The 21340-nt window shown below is 44.0% G+C and carries 23 protein-coding genes; 21 read left to right on the top strand and 2 right to left on the bottom strand.

The window, feature by feature from the left end:
• Positions 1–140: 140 nt before the first annotated feature.
• On the bottom strand, positions 141–554 hold the full coding sequence (locus tag LJ658_RS11805) for an EamA family transporter (RefSeq protein WP_230546714.1): 414 nt from the start codon (positions 552–554) through the stop codon (positions 141–143).
• 131 nt (positions 555–685) lie between these two features.
• Between LJ658_RS11805 and LJ658_RS11810 the strand changes: the two genes are divergently transcribed.
• The 13 genes from LJ658_RS11810 (at position 686) to LJ658_RS11870 (ending at position 15748) form a co-directional block, all read left to right on the top strand.
• Entirely contained in the window at positions 686–1921 is a 1236-nt protein-coding gene (locus tag LJ658_RS11810) for a TolC family protein (protein ID WP_230546715.1), read from the top strand.
• Position 1922: 1 nt separating this feature from the next.
• On the top strand, positions 1923–2942 hold the full coding sequence (locus tag LJ658_RS11815; protein WP_230546716.1) for an efflux RND transporter periplasmic adaptor subunit: 1020 nt from the start codon (positions 1923–1925) through the stop codon (positions 2940–2942).
• A complete protein-coding gene (locus LJ658_RS11820) occupies positions 2939–6034 on the top strand; it encodes an efflux RND transporter permease subunit (protein ID WP_230546717.1) in 3096 nt (1031 codons plus the stop codon). Before LJ658_RS11815 ends, LJ658_RS11820 begins: the two co-directional genes overlap by 4 nt.
• A 50-nt stretch (positions 6035–6084) precedes the next feature.
• Positions 6085–7074 carry a YncE family protein gene (locus LJ658_RS11825; protein WP_230546718.1) on the top strand — a complete coding sequence of 330 codons (990 nt, stop codon included), beginning with the start codon at positions 6085–6087 and terminating at the stop codon, positions 7072–7074.
• Between the two features lie 103 nt (positions 7075–7177).
• On the top strand, positions 7178–8176 hold the full coding sequence (locus LJ658_RS11830; protein WP_230546719.1) for a fatty acid desaturase: 999 nt from the start codon (positions 7178–7180) through the stop codon (positions 8174–8176).
• A 300-nt stretch (positions 8177–8476) separates the two neighbouring features.
• Positions 8477–9379: a hypothetical protein gene (locus tag LJ658_RS11835; protein ID WP_230546720.1), complete on the top strand. Its 903-nt coding sequence runs from the start codon at positions 8477–8479 to the stop codon at positions 9377–9379.
• Between the two features lie 63 nt (positions 9380–9442).
• Positions 9443–9808 (top strand): hypothetical protein, encoded by a 366-nt coding sequence (locus LJ658_RS11840; RefSeq protein WP_230546721.1) that lies wholly within the window; start codon positions 9443–9445, stop codon positions 9806–9808.
• A gap of 130 nt (positions 9809–9938) precedes the next feature.
• Positions 9939–10301, top strand: a complete 363-nt coding sequence (locus LJ658_RS11845) for a hypothetical protein (RefSeq protein WP_230546722.1) — start codon at positions 9939–9941, stop codon at positions 10299–10301.
• A 136-nt stretch (positions 10302–10437) separates the two neighbouring features.
• Positions 10438–10809, top strand: coding sequence for a hypothetical protein (locus tag LJ658_RS11850; protein ID WP_230546723.1), 372 nt, complete (start codon positions 10438–10440; stop codon positions 10807–10809).
• Positions 10810–10943: 134 nt separating this feature from the next.
• Positions 10944–13271 carry a TonB-dependent receptor gene (locus tag LJ658_RS11855; protein WP_230546724.1) on the top strand — a complete coding sequence of 776 codons (2328 nt, stop codon included), beginning with the start codon at positions 10944–10946 and terminating at the stop codon, positions 13269–13271.
• A 2-nt stretch (positions 13272–13273) separates the two neighbouring features.
• Complete coding sequence (locus LJ658_RS11860; protein ID WP_230546725.1) at positions 13274–14725, top strand: PepSY domain-containing protein; 1452 nt, start codon at positions 13274–13276, stop codon at positions 14723–14725.
• A gap of 1 nt (position 14726) precedes the next feature.
• A complete protein-coding gene (locus LJ658_RS11865) occupies positions 14727–14921 on the top strand; it encodes a heavy metal-binding domain-containing protein (protein WP_230546726.1) in 195 nt (64 codons plus the stop codon).
• A 122-nt stretch (positions 14922–15043) separates the two neighbouring features.
• On the top strand, positions 15044–15748 hold the full coding sequence (locus tag LJ658_RS11870; protein ID WP_230546727.1) for a DsbA family oxidoreductase: 705 nt from the start codon (positions 15044–15046) through the stop codon (positions 15746–15748).
• Between the two features lie 5 nt (positions 15749–15753).
• Here the strand turns inward: LJ658_RS11870 and LJ658_RS11875 are convergent, their stop codons facing one another.
• Positions 15754–16023 carry a hypothetical protein gene (locus tag LJ658_RS11875; protein WP_230546728.1) on the bottom strand — a complete coding sequence of 90 codons (270 nt, stop codon included), beginning with the start codon at positions 16021–16023 and terminating at the stop codon, positions 15754–15756.
• Positions 16024–16230: 207 nt separating this feature from the next.
• Between LJ658_RS11875 and LJ658_RS11880 the strand changes: the two genes are divergently transcribed.
• From LJ658_RS11880 to LJ658_RS11915, 8 genes are all read left to right on the top strand, one after another.
• Complete coding sequence (locus LJ658_RS11880) at positions 16231–17040, top strand: ABC transporter permease (protein ID WP_230546729.1); 810 nt, start codon at positions 16231–16233, stop codon at positions 17038–17040.
• Between the two features lie 9 nt (positions 17041–17049).
• The gene (locus tag LJ658_RS11885; protein WP_230546730.1) at positions 17050–17823 is read left to right on the top strand and encodes an ABC transporter ATP-binding protein; all 774 of its coding nucleotides are present in this window, start codon (positions 17050–17052) and stop codon (positions 17821–17823) included.
• Between the two features lie 21 nt (positions 17824–17844).
• Positions 17845–18840, top strand: a complete 996-nt coding sequence (locus LJ658_RS11890) for an MlaD family protein (protein WP_230546731.1) — start codon at positions 17845–17847, stop codon at positions 18838–18840.
• Positions 18841–18976: 136 nt separating this feature from the next.
• The gene (locus tag LJ658_RS11895; RefSeq protein WP_230546732.1) at positions 18977–19129 is read left to right on the top strand and encodes a hypothetical protein; all 153 of its coding nucleotides are present in this window, start codon (positions 18977–18979) and stop codon (positions 19127–19129) included.
• 73 nt (positions 19130–19202) lie between these two features.
• Positions 19203–19595, top strand: a complete 393-nt coding sequence (locus LJ658_RS11900) for a hypothetical protein (protein WP_230546733.1) — start codon at positions 19203–19205, stop codon at positions 19593–19595.
• 62 nt (positions 19596–19657) lie between these two features.
• Positions 19658–20185, top strand: coding sequence for an RNA polymerase sigma factor (locus tag LJ658_RS11905; RefSeq protein ID WP_230546734.1), 528 nt, complete (start codon positions 19658–19660; stop codon positions 20183–20185).
• Complete coding sequence (locus tag LJ658_RS11910; protein ID WP_230546735.1) at positions 20166–20438, top strand: hypothetical protein; 273 nt, start codon at positions 20166–20168, stop codon at positions 20436–20438. The genes LJ658_RS11905 and LJ658_RS11910 overlap by 20 nt, the downstream gene beginning before the upstream one ends.
• Positions 20439–20450: 12 nt before the next feature.
• Complete coding sequence (locus tag LJ658_RS11915) at positions 20451–21137, top strand: ATP-dependent Clp protease proteolytic subunit (protein ID WP_230546736.1); 687 nt, start codon at positions 20451–20453, stop codon at positions 21135–21137.
• Positions 21138–21340 lie beyond the last annotated feature (203 nt).

The following is a 21340-nucleotide window of genomic DNA, read 5'->3' on the forward strand; positions in this document are numbered from 1 at the left end:
GCTGCCCCCCTTTCATAGCCGTGTCTAAAGTTGGTTGCAGTGTTTCTATACCTCGTCAGAAAACCGACGGTTTAATATTGAGAAAAAATTCAGGCCAATATCGATTAAAATCTGAACTGGCTGTAACATTACTCTTGATATTAAAATATCAACACCAATGTTCCGCTGATGATCAGCGCCGCCGCTATCCCGGTTTTCAGGGTAAGTGTCTCGCCTAAAAAAACTGCCGCTAGAATTATTGCCAGTGCAACGCTTAGCTTATCAACAGGCGCAACCTGCGATACTTTGCCCAACTGCAGGGCCTTAAAATAACAGATCCATGATAAGCCTGTAGCACATCCCGAAAGGATCAAAAATGTCCAGTTTTGGCGGGTCAGGCTTGCAATGGTGCTGTTACTGCCTTTAACAAATACAATTGCCCAGGCAATTATGATAATAACTACCGTACGGATAGCAGTGGCCAGGTCGGTATCAACCCCTTTAATGCCAATTTTTGCAAATATGGCCGTAAGGGCCGCGAAAAGTGCTGATAGTAAGGCGTATATCCACCACATAATACTTATTTTAGTTAATTGTATTGGTAAATATCCATAACAAATCTGTACCAAACTTGTTGACCGTGTACAAATTTAATACAGAATTATAAAGTATTTTAGCTGATTAATACCCATAGCGCTGCCACCGGATGAAATTATTTCTAAGTGTTTTTTTTGTAATTAGTATTAATACCGCCTCGCTGGCCCAAACCTATTCGCTGGATCATTATCTTGAAGTTGCGCAAAAAAACAGTCCGCTTTTAAAAGACATGCGCAACCAGGTTGGCATGAGCAAGCTGGACAGCTTAAGATTAAGGGCGGGTAATAATTTCCAGGTAAACGCGTCAAGCGCAGGTTTATTCGCACCGGTTACAAACGGCTACGGCTACGCAGGCGCAATTACCAATGTTCAAACGTTTAACGCTTTATTAGGCGTAAGTAAAACTATAATTGGCCGTGGCAATTTAAACAGCCAGTATGCAGCTATACAGTTGCAGCGCGATTCATTAATAGCGGCGGCACGTATTTCTGAGCAGGATCTGCGCAAATCTATTATAGCACAATACATTACCGCTTACGGAAGCTCGCAACAGCTAAAATTCAACCAGGAAACTATCGATTTATTAAATCAGGAAGAAGTGCTGCTTAAAAAGCTGACACGCGCCAATGTATACCGCCAAACAGATTACCTGGCTTTTTTGGTAACGCTGAAACAACAACAGCTGCAACTGTTACAGGCATCCTTACAATTTAAAAATGATTATGCCACCCTTAACTATTTAGCAGGCATAGCAGATACCAGTATGGCCCGGCTAAGCGAGCCGATGATTGAAAAAACTTATGCACCGCCGATAGCCAACAGCATTTATTATCAAAAATTCAGGCTGGATAGCTTAAGGCTGACCAACAGCAGCCGTTTAATTGATTATGCCTATAAGCCCAAAGTAAACGTTTTTGGCGATGCCGGCTTTAATACTGATTTTACCGGGCAGGAATATAAAAATTTCGGCACCAGCGTGGGTTTCAATATCATAGTGCCTATTTATGACGGCGGCCAGCGTAAATTACAACACCGCCGGCTGGAGTTTGAAGAAAACTCAAGGCAAAACTATAAAACGTTTTTTGAGGTTCAGTACCGGCAGCAAATTGCGCAGTTAAATCAGCAGATCCTTGAAAGCGATAAGATACTTGAAAAAGTGAACGAGCAGATAAAATTCACCGAGAGCCTGATCAAAGTTGATACCCAGCTTTTACAAACCGGCGACCTCAAAATTGCCGACCTGATACTGGCGGTAAACAATTACCTTACAGCAAAGAACCTGCTTACACAAACTACCATAAGCAGGCTGCAATTGATCAATCAGTTAAATTACTGGAACAAATAGTATGAAAAAAATCCTCCTAGCGCTTATAAGTATAACCGGGTGTTCCGCTTTGTTCCGGGGTGTTCCGCTTTGTTCCGCTCATTCAAAGTGGAACACTGTCAAATTGCTGTCAGTAGCGTCGGTATTGAGCTTGGTTATCTTACTGGCATCGTGCAAAGGTAGTACCACCCCCGCGGATGAAACTGCCACCCCCGAAGTGCAAACTCCGGTAAGTGTAACCACCGTAAATGACAGCACCCTGGTTGACTATACTACTTTAAACGCCACCTCAACCTTTCAAAAAAGAAGTGTAATTAAGGCCAACGCCAACGGGTATCTCCAAACTGTAAGGGCGCAGATAGGCCAATATATAAATAAAGGTGCGGTAATATTCTCTATTAAAACCAAAGAGGCCCAGAGCATTGGCAATACTATCAATATTTTAGATACGTCGTTTAAATTCTCGGGCATCAACCATATTAAAGCGGCAGACCACGGTTATATAACCCAGCTAAACCACCAAACCGGCGACTATGTGCAAGATGGCGAGCAGCTGGCAGTAATAAGCGACCGGTCGAGCTTTGTATTTATCATGCAGTTGCCTTATGAGATGCGCCAATCTGTAAAAACCAACCAAACGGTACAACTCACCCTGCCTGACGGGCGGCTGATCAATGGCAACATAGCCTCATTTATGCCCGCGGTTGATACCGCATCGCAAACCCAGGGCGTGGTTATCCGGGTTAATGCAGATAGCTCAATCCCTGAAAATTTGGTAGCCAAGGCGCGTATAGTTAAATCATTAAAACAAAATACACAATCGCTGCCAAAAGGTGCGGTACTGGCTAACGAAACCCAGACGGAATTTTGGGTGATGAAATTGATTAACCCGACAACCGCAGTTAAAACACCTATAAAGAAAGGAATGGAAAGCGGCGACCAGATAGAAGTGCTGTCGCCAAAGTTCTCTCCGCAGGATAAGATAGTTGTTACCGGCAATTACGGTTTAGCAGATACGGCTAAAGTTAAAGTGATAAAATGACACCTAAAATAACAGAAACAAGAGTAGGCAAGGCAGAGAACTTTTTTGTTTTTTACAGGAAACCACTGTTACTGGTGCTGTCGCTTATTTTAATGGGCGGCGTTTTTGCCTATACCAGGTTGCAAACTTCGCTTTTCCCAGAAATTACCTTTCCAAAAATAAAGATCATCGCCGACGCGGGTTTACAACCCGTAAACAAAATGATGATCACGATAACCAAGCCGTTAGAGAACGCCATCAAACAAATACCCAACCTGCAAATGGTAAGGAGTACCACCAGCCGTGGCAGCGCAGAAATATCTGCCTATATGGATTGGAGCGCCGATATTGATCTGAGCAAGCAACAGATAGAGGCACAAATAAGTAAAATACAAAACACCCTGCCACCCGATGTTAATATATCGGTTGAAAAAATGAACCCCTCTATTTTACCGGTAAGCGGGTATACGTTAGAGAGCCATAACCGTTCGCCCATTGAATTAAAGCAACTGGCAACATTTACCGTAAAACCTTTTTTATCGCAGGTTGCCGGTGTGTCAGAGATCCGGATAATTGGAGGTAAAACCAAAGAGTACTGGCTGGTGCTTAACCTCGAAAAAATGACATCCCTGTCGCTAACGCCGGATATGATAAGCACGGCATTAAGCCAAACCAATTTTATCAAATCAGAAGGCTATTTATCTGACTATAAAATGCTGTATCTAACAGTTACCGACGCCACCGTAACCGGCAAGGACCAGTTAGAGAACATGGTGATCAGCAATGACAGCAAACGGGTTATCCAACTTAAAGATATTGCATCCGTGCAAATAAGCGAGGGGATTGAGTATACCAAGATCAACGCAAACGGCCATGACGGGGTATTGGTTGCGGTAATTAAACAGCCCAACGCCAACCTGATTTCGCTGTCCACAGAAATGGCCCGGAAGGTTGCTGCCCTGCAAAAAATATTACCTAAGGATGTAACTATAAAACCTTATTATGTACAGGCAGATTTTGTAAACGAGTCTGTTAAAAGTGTTACCGATAGTGTTTGGATAGGTTTATTGCTGGCTATAATAGTTGCCATTATTTTCTTAAGGTCAATTAAGGCCAGCGCCACTATTTTAATTACCATCCCCGTTACACTGGGGCTCACCTTAATTGTACTGTATATAATTGGCTATAGCTTTAATATCATGACGCTGGGCGCCATAGCCGCTGCCATAGGGCTAATTATTGATGATGCCATCGTGGTGGTTGAGCAAATACACCGCACACACGAGGAACACCCCGAAGAGCCCACCCGTAAATTGTTAAAGAAAGCTATTGACTATCTGTTCCCGGCAATGTTGGGTTCGTCTATCAGCACCATAGTAATTTTTGTTCCGTTTTTACTGATGACCGGGGTGGCCGGCGCTTATTTTAAAGTAATGACCAATACCATGATCATTACACTGGTTTGCTCTTTCTTTGTGACCTGGATTGGTTTGCCCGTTATCTACTTGCTTTTAACCGGGAATAAGCCCCATACAGCAACTAAAAAAGAAGAAACGCACGAGGTAAAAAGACAGCCATGGGTATCTTTCTTTATCCTGCGCCCGGTAATGAGCATTATTGTTATCCTGGTGCTGGTAGCTGTTATCATATTCATCCCTGGCCGGCTGCAAACGGGTTTTTTACCTGATATGGACGAGGGCAGTATCGTAATGGATTATAGTTCGCCGCCGGGGACCTCGTTAGACGAAACCGACAGGATGCTGCGTGAAGTTGAAAAAATCATAACCCGACAGCCTGATGTAGCAGCATATTCGCGCAGAACAGGGACGCAAATGGGGTTCTTTATCACGGAGCCAAATACCGGCGATTACCTGATCCAGCTTAAAAAAGATCATAAAAAAACCACTGAAGAAGTTACCAGTGATATCCGCAGCGAAATAGAAAAAACACAGCCCGCGCTCCGGGTAGATTTTGGACAGGTGATTACCGATATGCTGGGCGATCTGATGAGCTCTACCCAACCTATTGAAATAAAAGTTTTTGGTGATGACCAGCATATTTTGCAGGACCTGTCTAAAAAAATTGCGGCGCAGGTTACCGCCGTTAAAGGTACCGCCGATGTTTTTGACGGTATTGTTATAGCGGGCCCTTCTGTAAGCATCCTGCCAAATTATACAAAGCTGGCACAATACCGCATCACCCCTGCCAGCCTGCAGTTTCAGGCGCAAACCGCGCTTGACGGCAACGTGGTAGGCAGTTTATATGAAACACAACAGCTGGCCCCCATCCGTATGGTGTACCCGGGAAACCGCAGTTTAAATATAGCAGCCATAAAAAACCTGAATGTATTTTTAGGCAACGGCAAACTGATTCCTATCAGCCAGCTTGCTACGGTATCAGTGCAGGCTGGCGATGCCGAGATCAGCCGGCAGGACCTGCAGTCGATGGGTGTAGTTACCGCCCGGTTAGAGAATAGCGACCTGGGGACAGTGATCCCGTCCATTCAAAAAAACATCGCCGAAAAGGTTAATTTACCGCCCGGATATCATGTTGAATATGGCGGCGCCTATGCCGAGCAGCAACAATCATTTAAAGAATTGCTGATCATCTTGATCACATCAAGCTTATTGGTTTTTGTGGTCATACTTTTCTTGTTCAAACAGTTCAGGATAGCGTTTTTGATATTAATTATAGCCGTTTTAGGTATTTCGGGCAGCTTTTTAGCGCTGTTTATTACCAATACGCCATTAAATGTCGGCAGCTATACCGGCCTCATCATGATAGTGGGTATTATTGGCGAAAACGCTATTTTCACCTTTTTACAATTTAAAGAAAGCGCGCTTGAAAAAAGCGTCGACGAAGCTATCATCTACTCTATCTCTACCCGCCTCCGCCCCAAGTTAATGACGGCCCTGGGCGCTATAATAGCTTTAATGCCGCTGGCCCTGGGCATTGGCGCCGGCGCGCAACTGCACCAGCCGTTAGCCATAGCCGTTATTGGCGGGTTTTTGGTGGCTTTGCCGTTGTTACTTATTGTGTTGCCCAGCATGTTGCGCATCGTTTACCGTAACGGCGGCGTAAACCCCCAGCTGGAGAATCATCAAAACATTTAAATACAAGTTTTAAACAGAATTGCAGCCGATATTTAAATCAAAAACTCGTCATGAAAAAGTTCCTGCTGACTACCGCCGCATTGCTAATGGGCGGCTTAACTTTTGCACAAACCTATGTATTAGATAAAACAATTGCTTTAACTGGTGACAGTGGTTATGATTACCTGTCTATTGACCAGGTAAATAACCGTTTATATGTATCGCACGGCACAATGGTTAACGTTGTTGACCTGGGAACCGAAAAACAGATTGGCACAATTGAAAACCTGAAAGGCATCCATGGTATAGCTATAGACAATAAAGCCAACCTGGGTTTTATAAGTGACGGACGCGCAGATGAGGCAGTTGCATTTGATTTGAAAACCTTGAAAAAGGTTGGATCAGTTGCGCTTGATGCCAAAGGCCCGGATGCTATCATATATGATCCTTACTCGGACCGTATCTACACTTTCAACGGCGAAAGCAATAATTCGTCCGTAATTAATCCTAATACACTCAGGCAGGTGGGTACGGTTGACCTGGGCGGCGCCCCTGAGTTTGCGGTTAGCGACGGTAAGGGTAAGATCTATAATAATCTGGAAGATAAGAACAGTATGAACGTGATCGATACCAAAACTTTAAAGGCTATAAAAAACTATCCGCTGGCACCAAAAGGCGCGCCTACCGGTATCGCCCTGGATCAAAAAAATAAACGCACGTTTTCTGTAGCGCGTGGAAATAACATCATGAGCGTATTAGATATTCACACCGGTAAAATAATGGCAACACTGCCCATAGGCGGCGGTGTTGATGCAGTAGCGTATGACCCTGAAACCAGACTGATATTTTGCTCAAACGGAGACGGAACAACAACAATCATCAGGCAGGAAACCGCTGATAAATATAGCGTTATACAAACTTTAACCACCCAAAACCGCGCTAAAACCCTGGCGCTGGATACAAAAACACATAAAATTTATTTAAGTGTGTCCTCATTTGAGCCCGGCACGCGCAAGCCGATGCCAAACTCATTTAAAGTGCTTGTTTATAAACAACAATAACTGTTTCATAACCGATATTTAAATTTTTATAATTATTTTTGAAGAATTGAGTTATATGATAAAGTATCCCCGTTAACTTAAATTAAAGATTCTTATAAAGTTTATGATAAAAAAAACTGATTTTGTTTATTCGGAGATTGCAGAACCGCACCGCATTCGTACCAAACAAATTTTAAAGCAATTCCCGGGTTTACGCAACCTGATCGGAAAAAATCCTAATACCATATTTGCGATAATTGGCCTGGTAGCATTTCAGCTGATATTAGCCTGGTTCCTGCGCGACCAATCATGGTGGCTGGTATTTGGCGCGGCTTATTTATTGGGTGCCTTTGCAGACCATGCATTGTTTGTAATGATCCACGAATGTGCGCATCAGTTACTTTTTAAAAATCGGTCGGCTAACCGCTGGGCGGGTATACTGGCTAATATGCCGCAAATTTTCCCAAGCTCTATTTCTTTTGAACGGTATCATATCAAACACCACTCGTTTCAGGGTGTGCATGAGCTGGATGCCGATTTACCCAACAGATGGGAAGCAAAGCTTATCAATAACTCGTTTTTGGGTAAAGCATTGTGGTTGTTGTTTTACCCGGTTTTCCAGATTTTCCGTTTATCAAGATTAAGAGAGATCCAGACATTTGATATCTGGATAGTAATGAATATATTGGTACAGGTAGTTTTTACCGGCGCCATTTATTATTTTTTGGGATGGCATTCTTTAGCATTCTTGCTGCTAAGCTTTTCATTCTCCGTCGGGCTGCACCCGCTTGGCGCCCGTTGGGTACAGGAGCATTATTTAACCCACAGTGTTGAACAGGAAACTTATAGCTACTATGGTGGCTTAAATGTAGTTGCCTTTAACGTGGGTTTCCATAACGAGCATCATGACTTCCCGTCAATACCCTGGAACAAATTGCCCGAGATCAAGAAAACTGCGCCCGAGTATTATGATACTTTATACTATCATAAATCATGGACCAAATTATTCTTCCGCTTTTTGTTTGATAAAGAAATTTCACTGTTTAACCGCATTTTAAGGCGCGAAAGAGGTAAGGTGGCCCTTACAGATGTTTCAAAACCTGATGCGGAAATGACTGCATAACTATTTAAATAAGAGGCTCCGCAAGGGGCCTTTATTATTACCATAAAGTATTTTCTTATCTTGCATTAAAATTCAGGTTATCATGGCGTTACCTCCAAAACGGATCGCCTGTTTAGCACCGATGCCGTTTAAAAAGCAAAAATCATTCATCAATAATCATTTTAGGGATATATCGTTATAATTGGTGGTTTTGTAACCGGTAAAAAAGATCAAAAAAAATCGCGACGAAAATAAAGGCCAATAATTTAAGCTTAAATACGTTACGCTATGGTAACTTTACAAAAACTTCTCAGCACCCTAATGAGCAGAGCTAAAAAAATAAATGTACTTGTCCCGGTTATCTTCCTGCTGTTTTTAGGCGCATATGCCCGTCATAAATATATCAGCCATGAGATCGTCCTGTCCGGAAATTTGCAGGACAGGCAGCTGGACGAAATATCCGGCATATCAGCCTCGGGCCTTAACAATAATTTTTACTATGTGCATAATGACAGCGGCGACACCAGCCGTTTTTTCGCGATAACCACCGATGGCAAATTGAATACAACCATCTATTACAACGGATCGGGCGCCGCTCCGCAGGGAGTTTTTGATTGCGAGGACATTGCGGTGGGCCCCGGCCCTGATCTTAAGAAAAGCTATGTTTACCTGGGAGACATTGGCGACAATTACGCCACCCGCAAATACATAACTATCTACCGCATAGCCGAACAGGCCGCATGGTTTAAAGGAGCCAGGGCAAACGCCACTGCCACACCGCTACACTTAAAATATCCCGACGGCCCCAAAGATGCAGAGGCATTGATGGTAGATCCGCTGCAAAAATTGCTGTATATAGTTTCAAAAAGACACGATACAGTTGGCATTTATACCACGCCACTGGCGTTTAAAGCCAATGATACGGTTGTACTAACCCGCCGGGGCAAGTTGTTTTTTAAGGGCTACAAGCCGTTTAAGTGGATAACCGCCGGTGATATATCAAAAGATGGCCGCCAGATATTACTAAAAAGTTACGAAAAGGTTTATTACTGGAAACGTAATGCCAGCGAGCCCATTTGGAAAACTATGGCCAGGCAGCCGGACGAATTAAACTATCAGCAGGAGAAACAGGGCGAAGCCATAGGCTTTACGCCCGATGGGAAAGGCTTTTATACCACCAGCGAAGGCGTTTTTGCCCCCATTTATTACTATAAAACCCCGTGATAATAAAGTGATTGGATTTATTGAAATAAAAATTCTAAATTTAGAGGAACATAAACAAAAATCATGAAAAGAATAATCCTGACTACAACCTTAATGCTTTGCGCGGCGTTGATTTGCTTTGCAGCTATAACTGATTTAACCGGCAAATGGAAAGGTGCTATATTAATGGCCGATGGTAACGAAATACCGCTTACCTATACTTTTAAAGTTGACGGCGAGAAACTAACCGGTACTGTACTAACCCCGCAGGATCAGCTAACCATTTATGATGGTAAAATAACCAGCGACAAAGATTTCAGTTTTAAAGTTGACGTTAATGGCGACGCTGTATTAAGCACCGGCAAATTTTATGGCGATTCAGTAATAGTCGTAGCCAATTTAGCAGGCGATAAATTACGGTCTAAATTAAAGCGGGTTGTTGATAAATAGTTGATTTAGCATTAACAAAACCTCCATTTAATATTAACAGATAACTTAAACTTAATTTGTTGTTCATTTAATCGTCAGGTAATTTTCTATTTACACGGTCGCTGTACCTTTAAATAAAACTACCACGATCATGAAAAAAGTAATCTTAACAACCGCACTGTTAGTATTATGTAGTTTTGTTGTCTGCCTTGCAGCAATAACCGGGTTAAACGGCAAATGGGCCGGAACCGTAAAAATCTCTGAAGATGACGAGCTTGCGCTTACCTACAATTTTAAAGTCAGCAATGAAAAACTGACCGGTGTTGTGCAAACTCCTGATGGCGAACTGCCCATTGCCGATGGTGTAATGTCTGGCAATGAGTTTGCCTTTAAAGTTAAAGCCGGTAAGTACACCGTTTTCCACACTGGTAAATACTGTGGCGACTCGGTAGTGGTTTCGGCCGATGTGGCAGGTAAAACCCTGCACGCTACACTTAAACGGACTGATAGATAACACATTCCCGGGTGTCACACTGCAGGGAGCTGAAAGAAGCATAAATACTGCTTCCGCCGAACCCGGCGTGACACCCTTTTTATAAAAGCAATTCGTTCTTGCTTTTACCCTGTGCCGCACTTACCTTTGCAGCGGCATGCTCAACAGGTTTACGGCTATCGTATTATTAGTTGCATTGGTTTCGACCAATTTCTCGCGGTATTTTGTTTACGCGGGATTTGAGCTGAACAGAAACTATATCGCCGCCAAACTTTGCGAGAACCGCGACAAACCCTGGCTACATTGCAACGGGCGCTGCTATTTCATGAAAAAGATCAAAGCCGCGCAGGACGACGAGAAGAATGAAACCCGCCAATCACAAAAAAATCTTTTTCAGGAAGTATTTTTCCTTTCATCTACCAACATAAAATTCCATACAAAGTTATTGCATGTGATATCAACACCCTATCACCGTCTGTTGGGTGTAATGTTTAGCGGCGCTGTTTTCCGCCCGCCGCAATTAGGTTAAGCCTCCCCTTCTGTTTACAGTTTATTGATAACGTTCATCCTGCCCGACGGGTATGCTGATGGCGCTATACGCATAATACTGTTTTACATCCATCATCTTTCTTAACCGGAAGGCAACTTCCCTTACACACTAACATGAAGAAATATTATTTATTTTTTGTGCTGAGCCTGTTTACAACCGCGGCTTTTAGCCAAAATATAACCGGTACCGTAACCGATGCCATCACCCATGAACCATTACCCGGCGTAACCATCAGCAATAACAACATTACCCTGGCCCATACCAATGCTGCGGGTCAATTCAAGATCACTGAGGATCTTCAAACCATCCGTATTGCCATGGTGGGTTACAGCGCCCGGCTAATCACTATTAATGGCGCAACCAAACTGGATGTCAGGTTAGAACCATCGGCTGTTGATCTGCAGCCCGTGGTGGTCTCTGCCAGCCGCGAAGGCGAAGCCAGGCAGGACGCCCCTATCGCCATCAGCAAGATCAATTCAACACAAATTAAGGACACCAAAGCTACAGCGCTATACCAGCTGTTAAATAAAGTAGCCGGGGTATACATGGTTAATTTGGGCAATGAGCAGCACACCATGGCCATCCGTCAGCCTATTACTTACAACGCACTGTATCTGTATATGGAAGACGGATTGCCGATACGCCCTACCGGGATATTTAACCACAACTCGTTGTATGAGATTAACATGAGCGGGATAAAGGATATCGAAGTAATTAAAGGCCCGGCATCGTCATTATATGGCAGTAACGCCATAGGCGGCGCGGTTAATTTTATCACCCAGGGCCCTCCGGCGGGTTATGCAGCCAATATTGCCCTGCAAGGCGACAATTACAATTACCGCCGGATTGATGCTGACGGTGGTTTTACATCGGGCAGGTTTGGCTTGTATGCCGGCGGCTATATCGCCCATCAAAAAAACAGCTGGCAGGATTACTCGGATTTTGATAAATATTCGGTTAATTTTAAAACAACGTACGCGGTTGATGATCGCACCAAACTAACCGCGACAGCAGCTTATAACTACCTGAATACCCAAACACCCGGCAGTTTAGACAGTGCACATTTTTACAACAAAAGCTATGGCAGCAACCAGCGTTTTACCTACCGTAAAGTTGAAGCTTTAAGGGCCGGCGCAAAACTGGAACATATCTGGAACGAAACAAACGCTACATTTTTTACCGCCTTTTTCAGGGATAACTCTACAGCTCAACTACCCAGCTATTATATTGCCGACCTCAGGAATAACTTAGGCGCATATCAAAGCTCAAACGGGCAGGTTAATGATCAAAAGTTTCAAAGCTATGGGTTTTTGGTGCAGCACCGCAGTAATTTTGATTTCCTGCATTCGCGTTTAATAGCGGGGGGTTATCTGGATGACAGTCCGAGTTCATATTACGCACAGTTTTTAAATATCACTAAGGATGTAGCCAATAATTACTATACATCTTTTACCAACACGGGCACTTATATTGACAATTATCGAATAAGGTTATTTAATACCGCCGCCTATACCCAATATGAAATTAACCCAGTTGAGCCGTTGCGCGTGGTAATGGGCTTACGCTTTGACCGTGTACATTATAACTTTACCAACGCCCTAACCAGCGGCAGCAAATACAAACAACAGCAAAGCAATGATTTTAATATTGTTGCCCCAAAGCTAGGTTTAACTTATGACCTGGGCGCCAACAAGGGATTTTACGCTAATTACAGCGTGGGCTTTCAGCCGCCCGAAACCGGCGACCTGTATAGCGCGAGACAATTAACCCCGTTAAAGCAGGCGACATTTAACAACTACGAAGCAGGCGGCTGGGTATCGGCATTTGACAAGAAAATGTATATCGAGGTTAGCCTATATGACCTGGAAGGACATAATGAGATCATCAACCAGCTATTGCCGGATAATACCACCCAAAATCAAAACGCGGGCGCCACGCGCCACCGGGGGATAGAGTATGCAATTACTTATGCGCCTGTTAATGAATTGAATTTCAGGTTTAATGGCACTAACGCCAAACATACTTATATTGACTATAACGAAGTGGCGACTAACTATAGCACCAATACCAGCTATAGCATAGGCTATAACGGCAAACGGATGAACAACGCGCCGGCCTGGATAGCAAACGCCGAGCTTACTTATAAACCTGTTTACCTGCCGGGATTTAGGATTGCCGGGGAATGGCAGCATATTGCACAATATTATACCAATCCGGCAAATACCAAAACCTATCAGGGTTATGATATTTACAACCTGCGCCTGGGCTATGATTTTAAAAGCAGCCTGATCAAAGGCGCCGGCATTTGGTTTAATGTATTGAACCTTACCGATAAGCTTTACGCAACCACCGTAACCAGCAATCAATACGGCGATACCTACAATGCCGCGCCGCCACGTACCATAACATTGGGTATCAGCTATTCATTCGCAAAAAACTGACCATGAAAAAATCCACAGAACAAACCCGGCTGGCCGCGAAACGCGGGTTTTATAAATGTCACCGGATATTAGGCCTTACAGCACTGGTGCCGGTTATATTCTGGACCATCAGCGGCTTATCACATCCGTTTATGTCCAACTGGTTCAGGCCCTATATCCCGGTCGAGGTTTACCAACAGCCGGTGCAAAGCGAGTTAAGGCCTGCTTTGTCCATTCAGCAGGTACTGGATCAAAACCATATTAATCAGCTCCGAAACTTTGGCCTGGTGAGCTTTAATAAGACGGCTTACTACCAGGTTATAGCCGCCGACAGCACTTATAACTATTATTCGGCGGCTACCGGCCGGCCATTGCCTGATGGCGATAAGCAATATGCTATTTATTTGGCCCGGTATTTTACACAGGATTCGGTATCTGCCATAAAAAACATCACTTTACAAAAAAAGTTCGACGGGCGCTACCAACCCATTAATCACCTGTTGCCGGTTTGGAAAGTAGCTTTTAACCGTGCCGATGGCATGGATGTCTACGTCGAAACCGCGCAAAGCCGTATGGGTACGTTCAATAACAACACCCGTAAGGTTTTGCTATGGATATTTGAACAGTTCCATACCTGGGATTTTTTGGCGGCTATTGGCGGCGATACATTTCGCCTGATTGTTCTTTTAGTTTTAGTAAGCACTGTGTTTTTGGCGCTGTTGAGCGGGTTGACGGTTTATGGTTTGTTCTGGAACAATTTCAAGACCGTCGCCCAAAAGCTTAAGGATAAGCAAACCGGGGACAGACGCTTTGTGCACCGTTATCATCGCCAGCTGGGGTTAATTATTTCTTTTATCCTGTTGATGTTTATAATCAGCGGTGGCTTTCATATTATCGCCGGGTTACGCAGCAACGGGGCCGAAAAACAGCAATATGCGCAGCTCATCAATCGCAACGATCTGGCCCTATCCAATTTGCAATTACCGTTGGCTGATCAACAAATCAAACGCGTAGGGCTGGCAAGTTTTAACGGTCGCACTTATTACCAGGTTACCAACAACAAAAAACAGGTTTTGTACTTTGATGCAGTTACCGGCAGTGAGTTGGTTAACGGAGATCAGCAATATGCCGCTTTCCTGAGCAATTATTATGGTGTTAAAACAACGGGGTCACCAACAATTACCCGCATAGGCCAGTTTGATAACGAATACGGTTTTATCAATAAGCGCCTGCCGGTGCAAAAAATAAGTTACCCTGACGGCACCAGCTGGTATATTGAAACCACATCGGCAAAACTGGCGGCAAAAATAACGGGCATTGACCGTGCCGAGGGGCTGAGCTTTATTTTCCTGCATAAGTTTTTCTGGATGACCTGGGCGGGTAAGGATATCCGCGATATAGTGAGTATGTTAGCGGCATTAACCATATTGGTTGTTTCGTTATTGGGATTTACGGCATTTATCAAAAATAAGTAAGATGAGATCGGCATTAATAGCATTGGCGTTTATTGGTTTGAGTTTGGAGGCCTGCAGTAACACCGCCAAAGAGCAAACCGCTAATAAAAAGCAATACAAATACTATTGCGTTATGCACCCCGATATTGGGGCAGATAAACCCGGGATCTGCTCTAAATGCGGGATGCAACTGGTTGAACGCGACACCACCAAATAACTTTTATTTTACTTTATGCTTACGTTGCTGTAATAGCCTTGTTGTAGATTTGCTGCATGAATTGAGCATGGTCAATAAAATGACCAGGATTGCTTCATCACCATAAAAAAAATCAGGTACCGATGAAAATACAGATTTGGAGTGACGTAATGTGCCCGTTTTGCTACATTGGCAAGCGCAGGTTTGAACAGGCTTTACAGCAATTTGAGCATAAGGATGACGTGGAGATTGAATGGAAAAGCTTTCAGCTTAATCCTGACCTGGTTACTGATCCGGCCATAAATATTAACCAATACCTGGCTGATATTAAAGGCATAACTATTGATCATGCCAAACAACTTAACAACCAGGTAACCCAAATGGCTGCTGAAGTTGGCTTAACTTATGATTTTGACAGCGCCATAGTAGCTAATAGTTTTGACGCGCACCGCTTTGCGCATCTGGCCAAACAAAACGGATTGGGCGACGAAGCTGAAGAAGCCTTATTTAACGCCTATTTTACCCGGGGCAAAAACATTGCCGACCATGATACTTTGGCCGACCTGGGCGAAGAGATCGGTTTAGACAAAGCTGAAGTTCATCACACCTTAGCCGGTAATAAATACGCTATTAATGTGCAGCAGGATATTGTACAGGCACAGCAACTGGGCGTGCGCGGCGTTCCGTTTTTTGTGATGGATAATAAATATGCAGTATCGGGCGCGCAGGCGGTGCCCACCTTTTTACAAACCCTGGAAAAAGCCTACAGCGAATGGGCACCCGCTAATAAACAGCCTAAATTGGATGTTATTGAAGGCGATAGCTGCGAAATTGGCGGGGATTGTTAACCCGGTTACTCCCTATTCAAATCGCCGTCATTGGGATTTAAGATATACTCGAAGTTTTCATACCCGTTATGGAAATGAAACTTAAGGCGCGATTTAGGTACCTCGATATCCAATGATAACGCGGCCAACGTTTCGGGCAGGATATCCCGTATCAGTTTCAGATCGGTAACATGAGGCATTTCAACATAAATATCATTATCTAAAGGTTTAATTTCCCAGCCCGGCAGGTTAGCATTGTGCAATATATCCAGCCATTTTTGTTGATAAATGTTCATAGCGGTGGTCTTTAATTTTGCAATACAATAAACAGGCCAATGATTTATTGTATCCTCATAATTTTTTGACTTTACGGTAACACAAACAAATGTACATTTGCGGCGTTAATCATTTGATTAATTAAACAGCTAACAACAAGTTTATTAACTTTTTGTAGAAAATAGTCAAGAAAATATCTTGTATAAGTAATACCTTTGCCAGCATTAATGGATACTGAAATAAGCACACCTATTCAATTTAAAAAAAAGGCCCCAAAACCCAAAGGCAGGATTACCACTTTTTTTATAAGTCTTTACGATATACATAAATTTATTCTCCGTTTTTTTAAGGAGGCGTTTGTACCACCTTTTGAATTTAAAGAAATTGTAAGGCAATGTTATGAGGTGGGCGTACGCTCATTTACGCTGATCTCATTAACCGGTTTTATAGTTGGTTTAATCTTCACCAAGCAGTCGCGCCCGTCGTTGGGTCAGTTTGGTGCAACGTCCTGGCTGCCGTCGCTGGTATCTATAGCCATAATGCGTGCACTGGCGCCACTGGTAACCGCACTGATAGCGGCCGGTAAAGTTGGTTCAAGCATCGGCGCCGAACTGGGGTCAATGCGCGTTACCGAACAGATAGACGCTATGGAAGTATCGGGCACCAAACCCTTTAAATTTTTGGTATGTACCCGGGTTTTGGCCACTACGCTTACCATACCTATTTTGGCCACCTACACCGGTTTTATAGCCATATTAGGTGGCTATGTAAACGTGGCAACAAACGAAGGCACCAGCTACAGCACCTACATGCAACAGGTATTTGATCCGTTAACCTTTATTGATTTTACGGCATCGCTTATAAAATCAATAGTTTTTGGATTTACGATTGGTATTGTTGGCAGTTACCAGGGTTATAATTCAACCAAAGGTACCGAGGGCGTAGGCAAAGCTGCTAACGGCGCGGTGGTAACAGCCATGTTTTTAATATTTATTGAAGAAATTGTTATAGTACAGATAACCAGCTGGTTCCGTTAAAAATAAATTATGCATAAGCCGAAGGCACCTATTGATTACAATAACGCGGTTATAACCATTAAAGGATTAGAAAAATCTTTTGATGATTATCATGTATTACGCGGTATTGATCTGGAGCTTTTCCAGGGCGAGAACCTGGTTGTGCTCGGCCGCTCGGGCACTGGTAAGTCTGTATTGATAAAGATCATCGCGGGCCTGCTACAGGCTGATAGTGGCAGTATTGAAGTTCTGGGCCAGTATATCAATAAGATATCCGACCATGAATTACAGCAGTTGCGCATCCGGATGGGGTTCTCTTTCCAGAACAGCGCCTTGTATGATAGCATGACCGTGCGTAAAAACCTTGAATTTCCGTTGGTTCGTAACCGTAAGGGCATCACCCGTAAAGAAATTGACGACGCGGTTGAAAGTGTACTTGATGCCGTAGGGTTAAGCCAAACTATTAACCAGATGCCTTCCGAACTTTCGGGCGGTCAGCGCAAGCGTATAGGTATCGCGCGTACACTGATACTAAACCCCGAGATCATGCTGTACGATGAACCAACAGCGGGCCTTGACCCTATTACCTGTATTGAAATTAACGAGCTGATAAATGAAGTTCAGCAGAAATATAAAACGTCATCCATCATTATTACGCATGATTTAACCTGCGCCAAACAAACCGGCGACCGGATAGCTATGCTGCTTGACGGCCAGTTTCAGCGCCAGGGCACTTTTGACGAAGTTTTTGATACCATAGATGAAAGGGTAAAACCATTTTTTGATTACAATTTTATAAAGTAGATTCACACAGTATTACATATAATGGATAAAGCAGAAAACAAACGCGCAATAACGGTAGGCTTATTTTTAGCTGTCGGCTTAATTGTATTTATTGTTGGCGTTTTTACATTGGGGAACCAGTCAAAAAGTTTCTCAAAAAGCATACATATCAGCGCGGTGTTTGATGACGTGTCGGGCTTAAAAACCGGTAACAGCGTTTGGTTCTCGGGCGTTAAAGTGGGTAGCATCAGCAAAATACATTTTATTGGCCCGGGCCAGGTTGACGTGCGCATGAGTATTGACGAGGCAACACAACAATACGTGCACCGTAATGCCGGCGTTCACATCGGCTCAGACGGGTTGATAGGCAACAAGATTATTGTAATTGACGGCGGCAGCCCCCAGGCCCCTATCGTGCAGGACGGTGACGTTTTGCAAACCGAAAAACTAACGTCAACTGATGATATGTTAAAGGTATTGCAACAAAACAACCAAAACCTGTTATCAATAACCGGCGATTTTAAAATGCTTAGCCGTAAAATATTACAGGGCAAAGGTACCGTGGGTACGTTAATGGCCGACAGCGCCGTAGGTATACAGTTCAGGAACGCGATGAGCAATTTTGAAAAAACCAGCGCAACATCAGCACGTTTGGCCGCGCAGCTGGAACGCTTTAGCACCAAAATGAACACCAGAGGAGGCCTTGCCGACAAACTGTTGACCGATACCACAACTTTTGCCGACATAAAAGCAGCAGCTAAACAGCTTAAACAATCAGTAGCAAATACTACCGAGGCTACCAATAACCTAAAAAAAGCCAGTGATAAATTCGACCGTACCGATAATGCTGTTGGCGTATTATTGAACGACCCTAAAGCTGCGGCACAGTTACAAAATACCATTCAAAATTTACATGAAAGCTCTATTAAATTAAATGATGACCTGGAAGCTGCGCAACATAACTTTTTCCTGAAAGGTTTCTTTAAAGACCGGGCAAAAGCTAAGGCTGACAGTATTAAGAAAGCGAATAAGAACTAATTTTAAAGATTATGGGATTTAAAATCCTGTGATCTTTAAAATACTTAGAAATCACGGTTCGGGCCGGAAACATTTTCAACTTTCATAGGTTTAGTTAGCACAGGCTTCTTGTGCCTGTAACATTAAATTAATAGTTATGAAAACGGCAAAATCAGCAACAACCAATCCCACTGCAAAAAAAACCAGTACCAAGGCCCGGGAAGAAATTAAAACCGATTTCCCGTTGAGCGAGAAAGACGAAGTAAAGAAAGCCGAGCATAAATTGCAGCAGGGACCAAAAAGCAAATAGCCAGGTTAGCTATCCGAATTATTTCGACATCCTGCGGACAGGTAAACCACATTGTTTGTAACTTAGCTGTACCATGAAACTGCAATCAGCCTTACTGTTAACACTCATTTTATTAGTTGCCGCGTGCAAACCCGCCGTTAAGCCGAAAAACCTATACGGAAAATGGAAATACATCCGGGTGCGCAACCCAAACGCAAGCCCGCCCGACAGCGTAGGCGCTATGACCCTGCTTAGCCAAAAACCGTTCATTCAGTTCACAGCCAAAGATAGTTTGTTAATTTATTGGGATGGCAAGGTACTGTCGCACGGTACGTTTACCATGGATGGCTCAAACATTCTATATACCGAGATCATCCCCGGCGGTACCCGCAAGTTCCCTTTTTATATTGAGCGCTTTGACGGCAAACAACTCATCTTCTCTACCAAAGGTACCGACGGATCAGAGGTCACGGCGGTGAAAGAATAAAAAGTTTAAAATAAAAGGTGATACTTAACCCGTAACCAGCACATATCTATAAACAGCACATTATGCCCGGTACCAGCATTTCAGACAGATCAGCGCAACGGCAGGAGCTTTTTATCAGTTTGTATAAAAAGGCGTTCCCGGTTGTGGCCAGATACATCAGCCGCATGGGCGGCAGCTTTGATGAGGCTAAGGACGTGTTCCAGGACGCCCTGGTCGCTTATTACGAGAAGAGCCGGCTATCAGCCTTAGATAACGATACCGCTTACCTGGTAGGTACGGCAAAGCATTTATGGCTGAAGCGTTATCGCCAGACCAGTCAGAATGTACCTTTGGATGATATTGATTTGTTTGATGAGGATCTTGCAACCCCGTCAAACAATCGCCTGATGCGGTTTTTAGAGACGGCGGGCCATAAGTGCATGGAACTGCTAAAGGGGTTCTATTACGATCAGCTCTCGCTTAGCGAGATAGCCGGCGAGTTTGGCTACAGCGGTGTGCGCAGCGCTACCGTACAGAAGTATAAATGTTTGGAGAAGGTACGGGAAACCATTAAACAAAAAGCATTGGTGTATGACGACTTCATGGAATGAAACCAGACAGATAGAGGCCCATATCCTGGGTACCGCCAACACCGGCGATGCTTTGCTGTTCGAGGCTAAACTGATGCTGGACAATGACCTGACTGATAAACTAATCTGGCAGCAAAAGGCGTATGCCACCATCCAGCAGTTTGGCCGCAGGCAACTGAAAAAGGAAATAGAACAGATCCATCAACAACTGTTTACACAGGCGCAACACATCAGCTTTGCTGATAAGATAAGGCGGCTGTTTAGTAAACAATAAACCAACAACATCATGAATATCGACAAGAACGAGTTCCGCAAATTTGCGGTGGGGCATTGCCATGTCCGGGCCGAGCGGGTAGACAACTACCTGACCAGCGTTGAAAGCGCGGCCATACCAACCGCCATGACGCCTTATATTACCGAAGAGCGCGAGATGCGGGTATCGCAGATGGATGTCTTCTCCAGGCTGATGATGGACCGCATTATCTTTATGGGCGCGCCGGTCGAAGCCAACATTGCCAACATTGTGCAGGCACAGCTGCTCTTCCTCCAATCAACCGATGCCAAGAAGGATATCCATATGTACATCAACTCGCCGGGCGGCGAGGTATATGCCGGATTTGGTATCTATGATACCATGCAGCTGGTAAGCCCGGATGTGGCGACTATCTGTACCGGTATGGCCCTTTCCTTCGGCGCGATATTGTTATGCGGCGGCGCCAAGGGTAAACGCAGCGCGCTGGCCCACTCGCGTGTAATGTTGCACCAGCCGCTGGGCGGCGTACAGGGACAGGCATCTGATATCGAGATCACCGCCAACCAGGTGTTAAAAGTGAAAAAAGAACTGTATGACATCATTGCCAAACACAGCGGCCAGGATTACCAAAAGGTGCACGAGGTTTGCGACCGCGACCACTGGATGGTAGCCGCCGAAGCAAAAGCTTTCGGGGTGATTGACGAGGTTTTAGGGGATTGAAACCGGTGCAGGTGATCCACTAAAAAAAGTGGATCACCCGGATCGCCATTTTTGGTTAACTTATTGTAAATAAGTAATTTATATTTTTAAGCGGATCACTTTGGATCAGCCTTATTCGTCAGGGTATTCAAGTTTAGATTTTAAATAAAACTCTGATAATCAGCATATCGAAAATAGTCGCTTTTTGACCGTTTTTTATGGGG

Origin of the sequence: Mucilaginibacter sp. UR6-11 (genome assembly GCF_020880695.1) — a bacterium.
Lineage (GTDB): Bacteria > Bacteroidota > Bacteroidia > Sphingobacteriales > Sphingobacteriaceae > Mucilaginibacter.

Excerpts from the sequence above, each read along its gene's own strand:
- LJ658_RS11845 (WP_230546722.1), top strand. The coding sequence starts at position 9,939 with ATGAAAAAAGTAATCTTAACAACCGCACTGTTAGTATTATGTAGTTTT.
- LJ658_RS11885 (WP_230546730.1), top strand. The coding sequence starts at position 17,050 with ATGCATAAGCCGAAGGCACCTATTGATTACAATAACGCGGTTATAACC.
- LJ658_RS11835 (WP_230546720.1), top strand. The coding sequence starts at position 8,477 with ATGAGCAGAGCTAAAAAAATAAATGTACTTGTCCCGGTTATCTTCCTG.
- LJ658_RS11875 (WP_230546728.1), bottom strand. The coding sequence starts at position 16,023 with ATGAACATTTATCAACAAAAATGGCTGGATATATTGCACAATGCTAAC.
- LJ658_RS11915 (WP_230546736.1), top strand. The coding sequence starts at position 20,451 with ATGAATATCGACAAGAACGAGTTCCGCAAATTTGCGGTGGGGCATTGC.
- LJ658_RS11905 (WP_230546734.1), top strand. The coding sequence starts at position 19,658 with ATGCCCGGTACCAGCATTTCAGACAGATCAGCGCAACGGCAGGAGCTT.
- LJ658_RS11880 (WP_230546729.1), top strand. The coding sequence starts at position 16,231 with ATGGATACTGAAATAAGCACACCTATTCAATTTAAAAAAAAGGCCCCA.
- LJ658_RS11895 (WP_230546732.1), top strand. The coding sequence starts at position 18,977 with ATGAAAACGGCAAAATCAGCAACAACCAATCCCACTGCAAAAAAAACC.
- LJ658_RS11850 (WP_230546723.1), top strand. The coding sequence starts at position 10,438 with ATGCTCAACAGGTTTACGGCTATCGTATTATTAGTTGCATTGGTTTCG.
- LJ658_RS11865 (WP_230546726.1), top strand. The coding sequence starts at position 14,727 with ATGAGATCGGCATTAATAGCATTGGCGTTTATTGGTTTGAGTTTGGAG.
- LJ658_RS11825 (WP_230546718.1), top strand. The coding sequence starts at position 6,085 with ATGAAAAAGTTCCTGCTGACTACCGCCGCATTGCTAATGGGCGGCTTA.
- LJ658_RS11900 (WP_230546733.1), top strand. The coding sequence starts at position 19,203 with ATGAAACTGCAATCAGCCTTACTGTTAACACTCATTTTATTAGTTGCC.
- LJ658_RS11815 (WP_230546716.1), top strand. The coding sequence starts at position 1,923 with ATGAAAAAAATCCTCCTAGCGCTTATAAGTATAACCGGGTGTTCCGCT.
- LJ658_RS11840 (WP_230546721.1), top strand. The coding sequence starts at position 9,443 with ATGAAAAGAATAATCCTGACTACAACCTTAATGCTTTGCGCGGCGTTG.
- LJ658_RS11870 (WP_230546727.1), top strand. The coding sequence starts at position 15,044 with ATGAAAATACAGATTTGGAGTGACGTAATGTGCCCGTTTTGCTACATT.
- LJ658_RS11890 (WP_230546731.1), top strand. The coding sequence starts at position 17,845 with ATGGATAAAGCAGAAAACAAACGCGCAATAACGGTAGGCTTATTTTTA.
- LJ658_RS11810 (WP_230546715.1), top strand. The coding sequence starts at position 686 with ATGAAATTATTTCTAAGTGTTTTTTTTGTAATTAGTATTAATACCGCC.
- LJ658_RS11855 (WP_230546724.1), top strand. The coding sequence starts at position 10,944 with ATGAAGAAATATTATTTATTTTTTGTGCTGAGCCTGTTTACAACCGCG.
- LJ658_RS11910 (WP_230546735.1), top strand. The coding sequence starts at position 20,166 with ATGACGACTTCATGGAATGAAACCAGACAGATAGAGGCCCATATCCTG.
- LJ658_RS11830 (WP_230546719.1), top strand. The coding sequence starts at position 7,178 with ATGATAAAAAAAACTGATTTTGTTTATTCGGAGATTGCAGAACCGCAC.
- LJ658_RS11820 (WP_230546717.1), top strand. The coding sequence starts at position 2,939 with ATGACACCTAAAATAACAGAAACAAGAGTAGGCAAGGCAGAGAACTTT.
- LJ658_RS11860 (WP_230546725.1), top strand. The coding sequence starts at position 13,274 with ATGAAAAAATCCACAGAACAAACCCGGCTGGCCGCGAAACGCGGGTTT.
- LJ658_RS11805 (WP_230546714.1), bottom strand. The coding sequence starts at position 554 with ATGTGGTGGATATACGCCTTACTATCAGCACTTTTCGCGGCCCTTACG.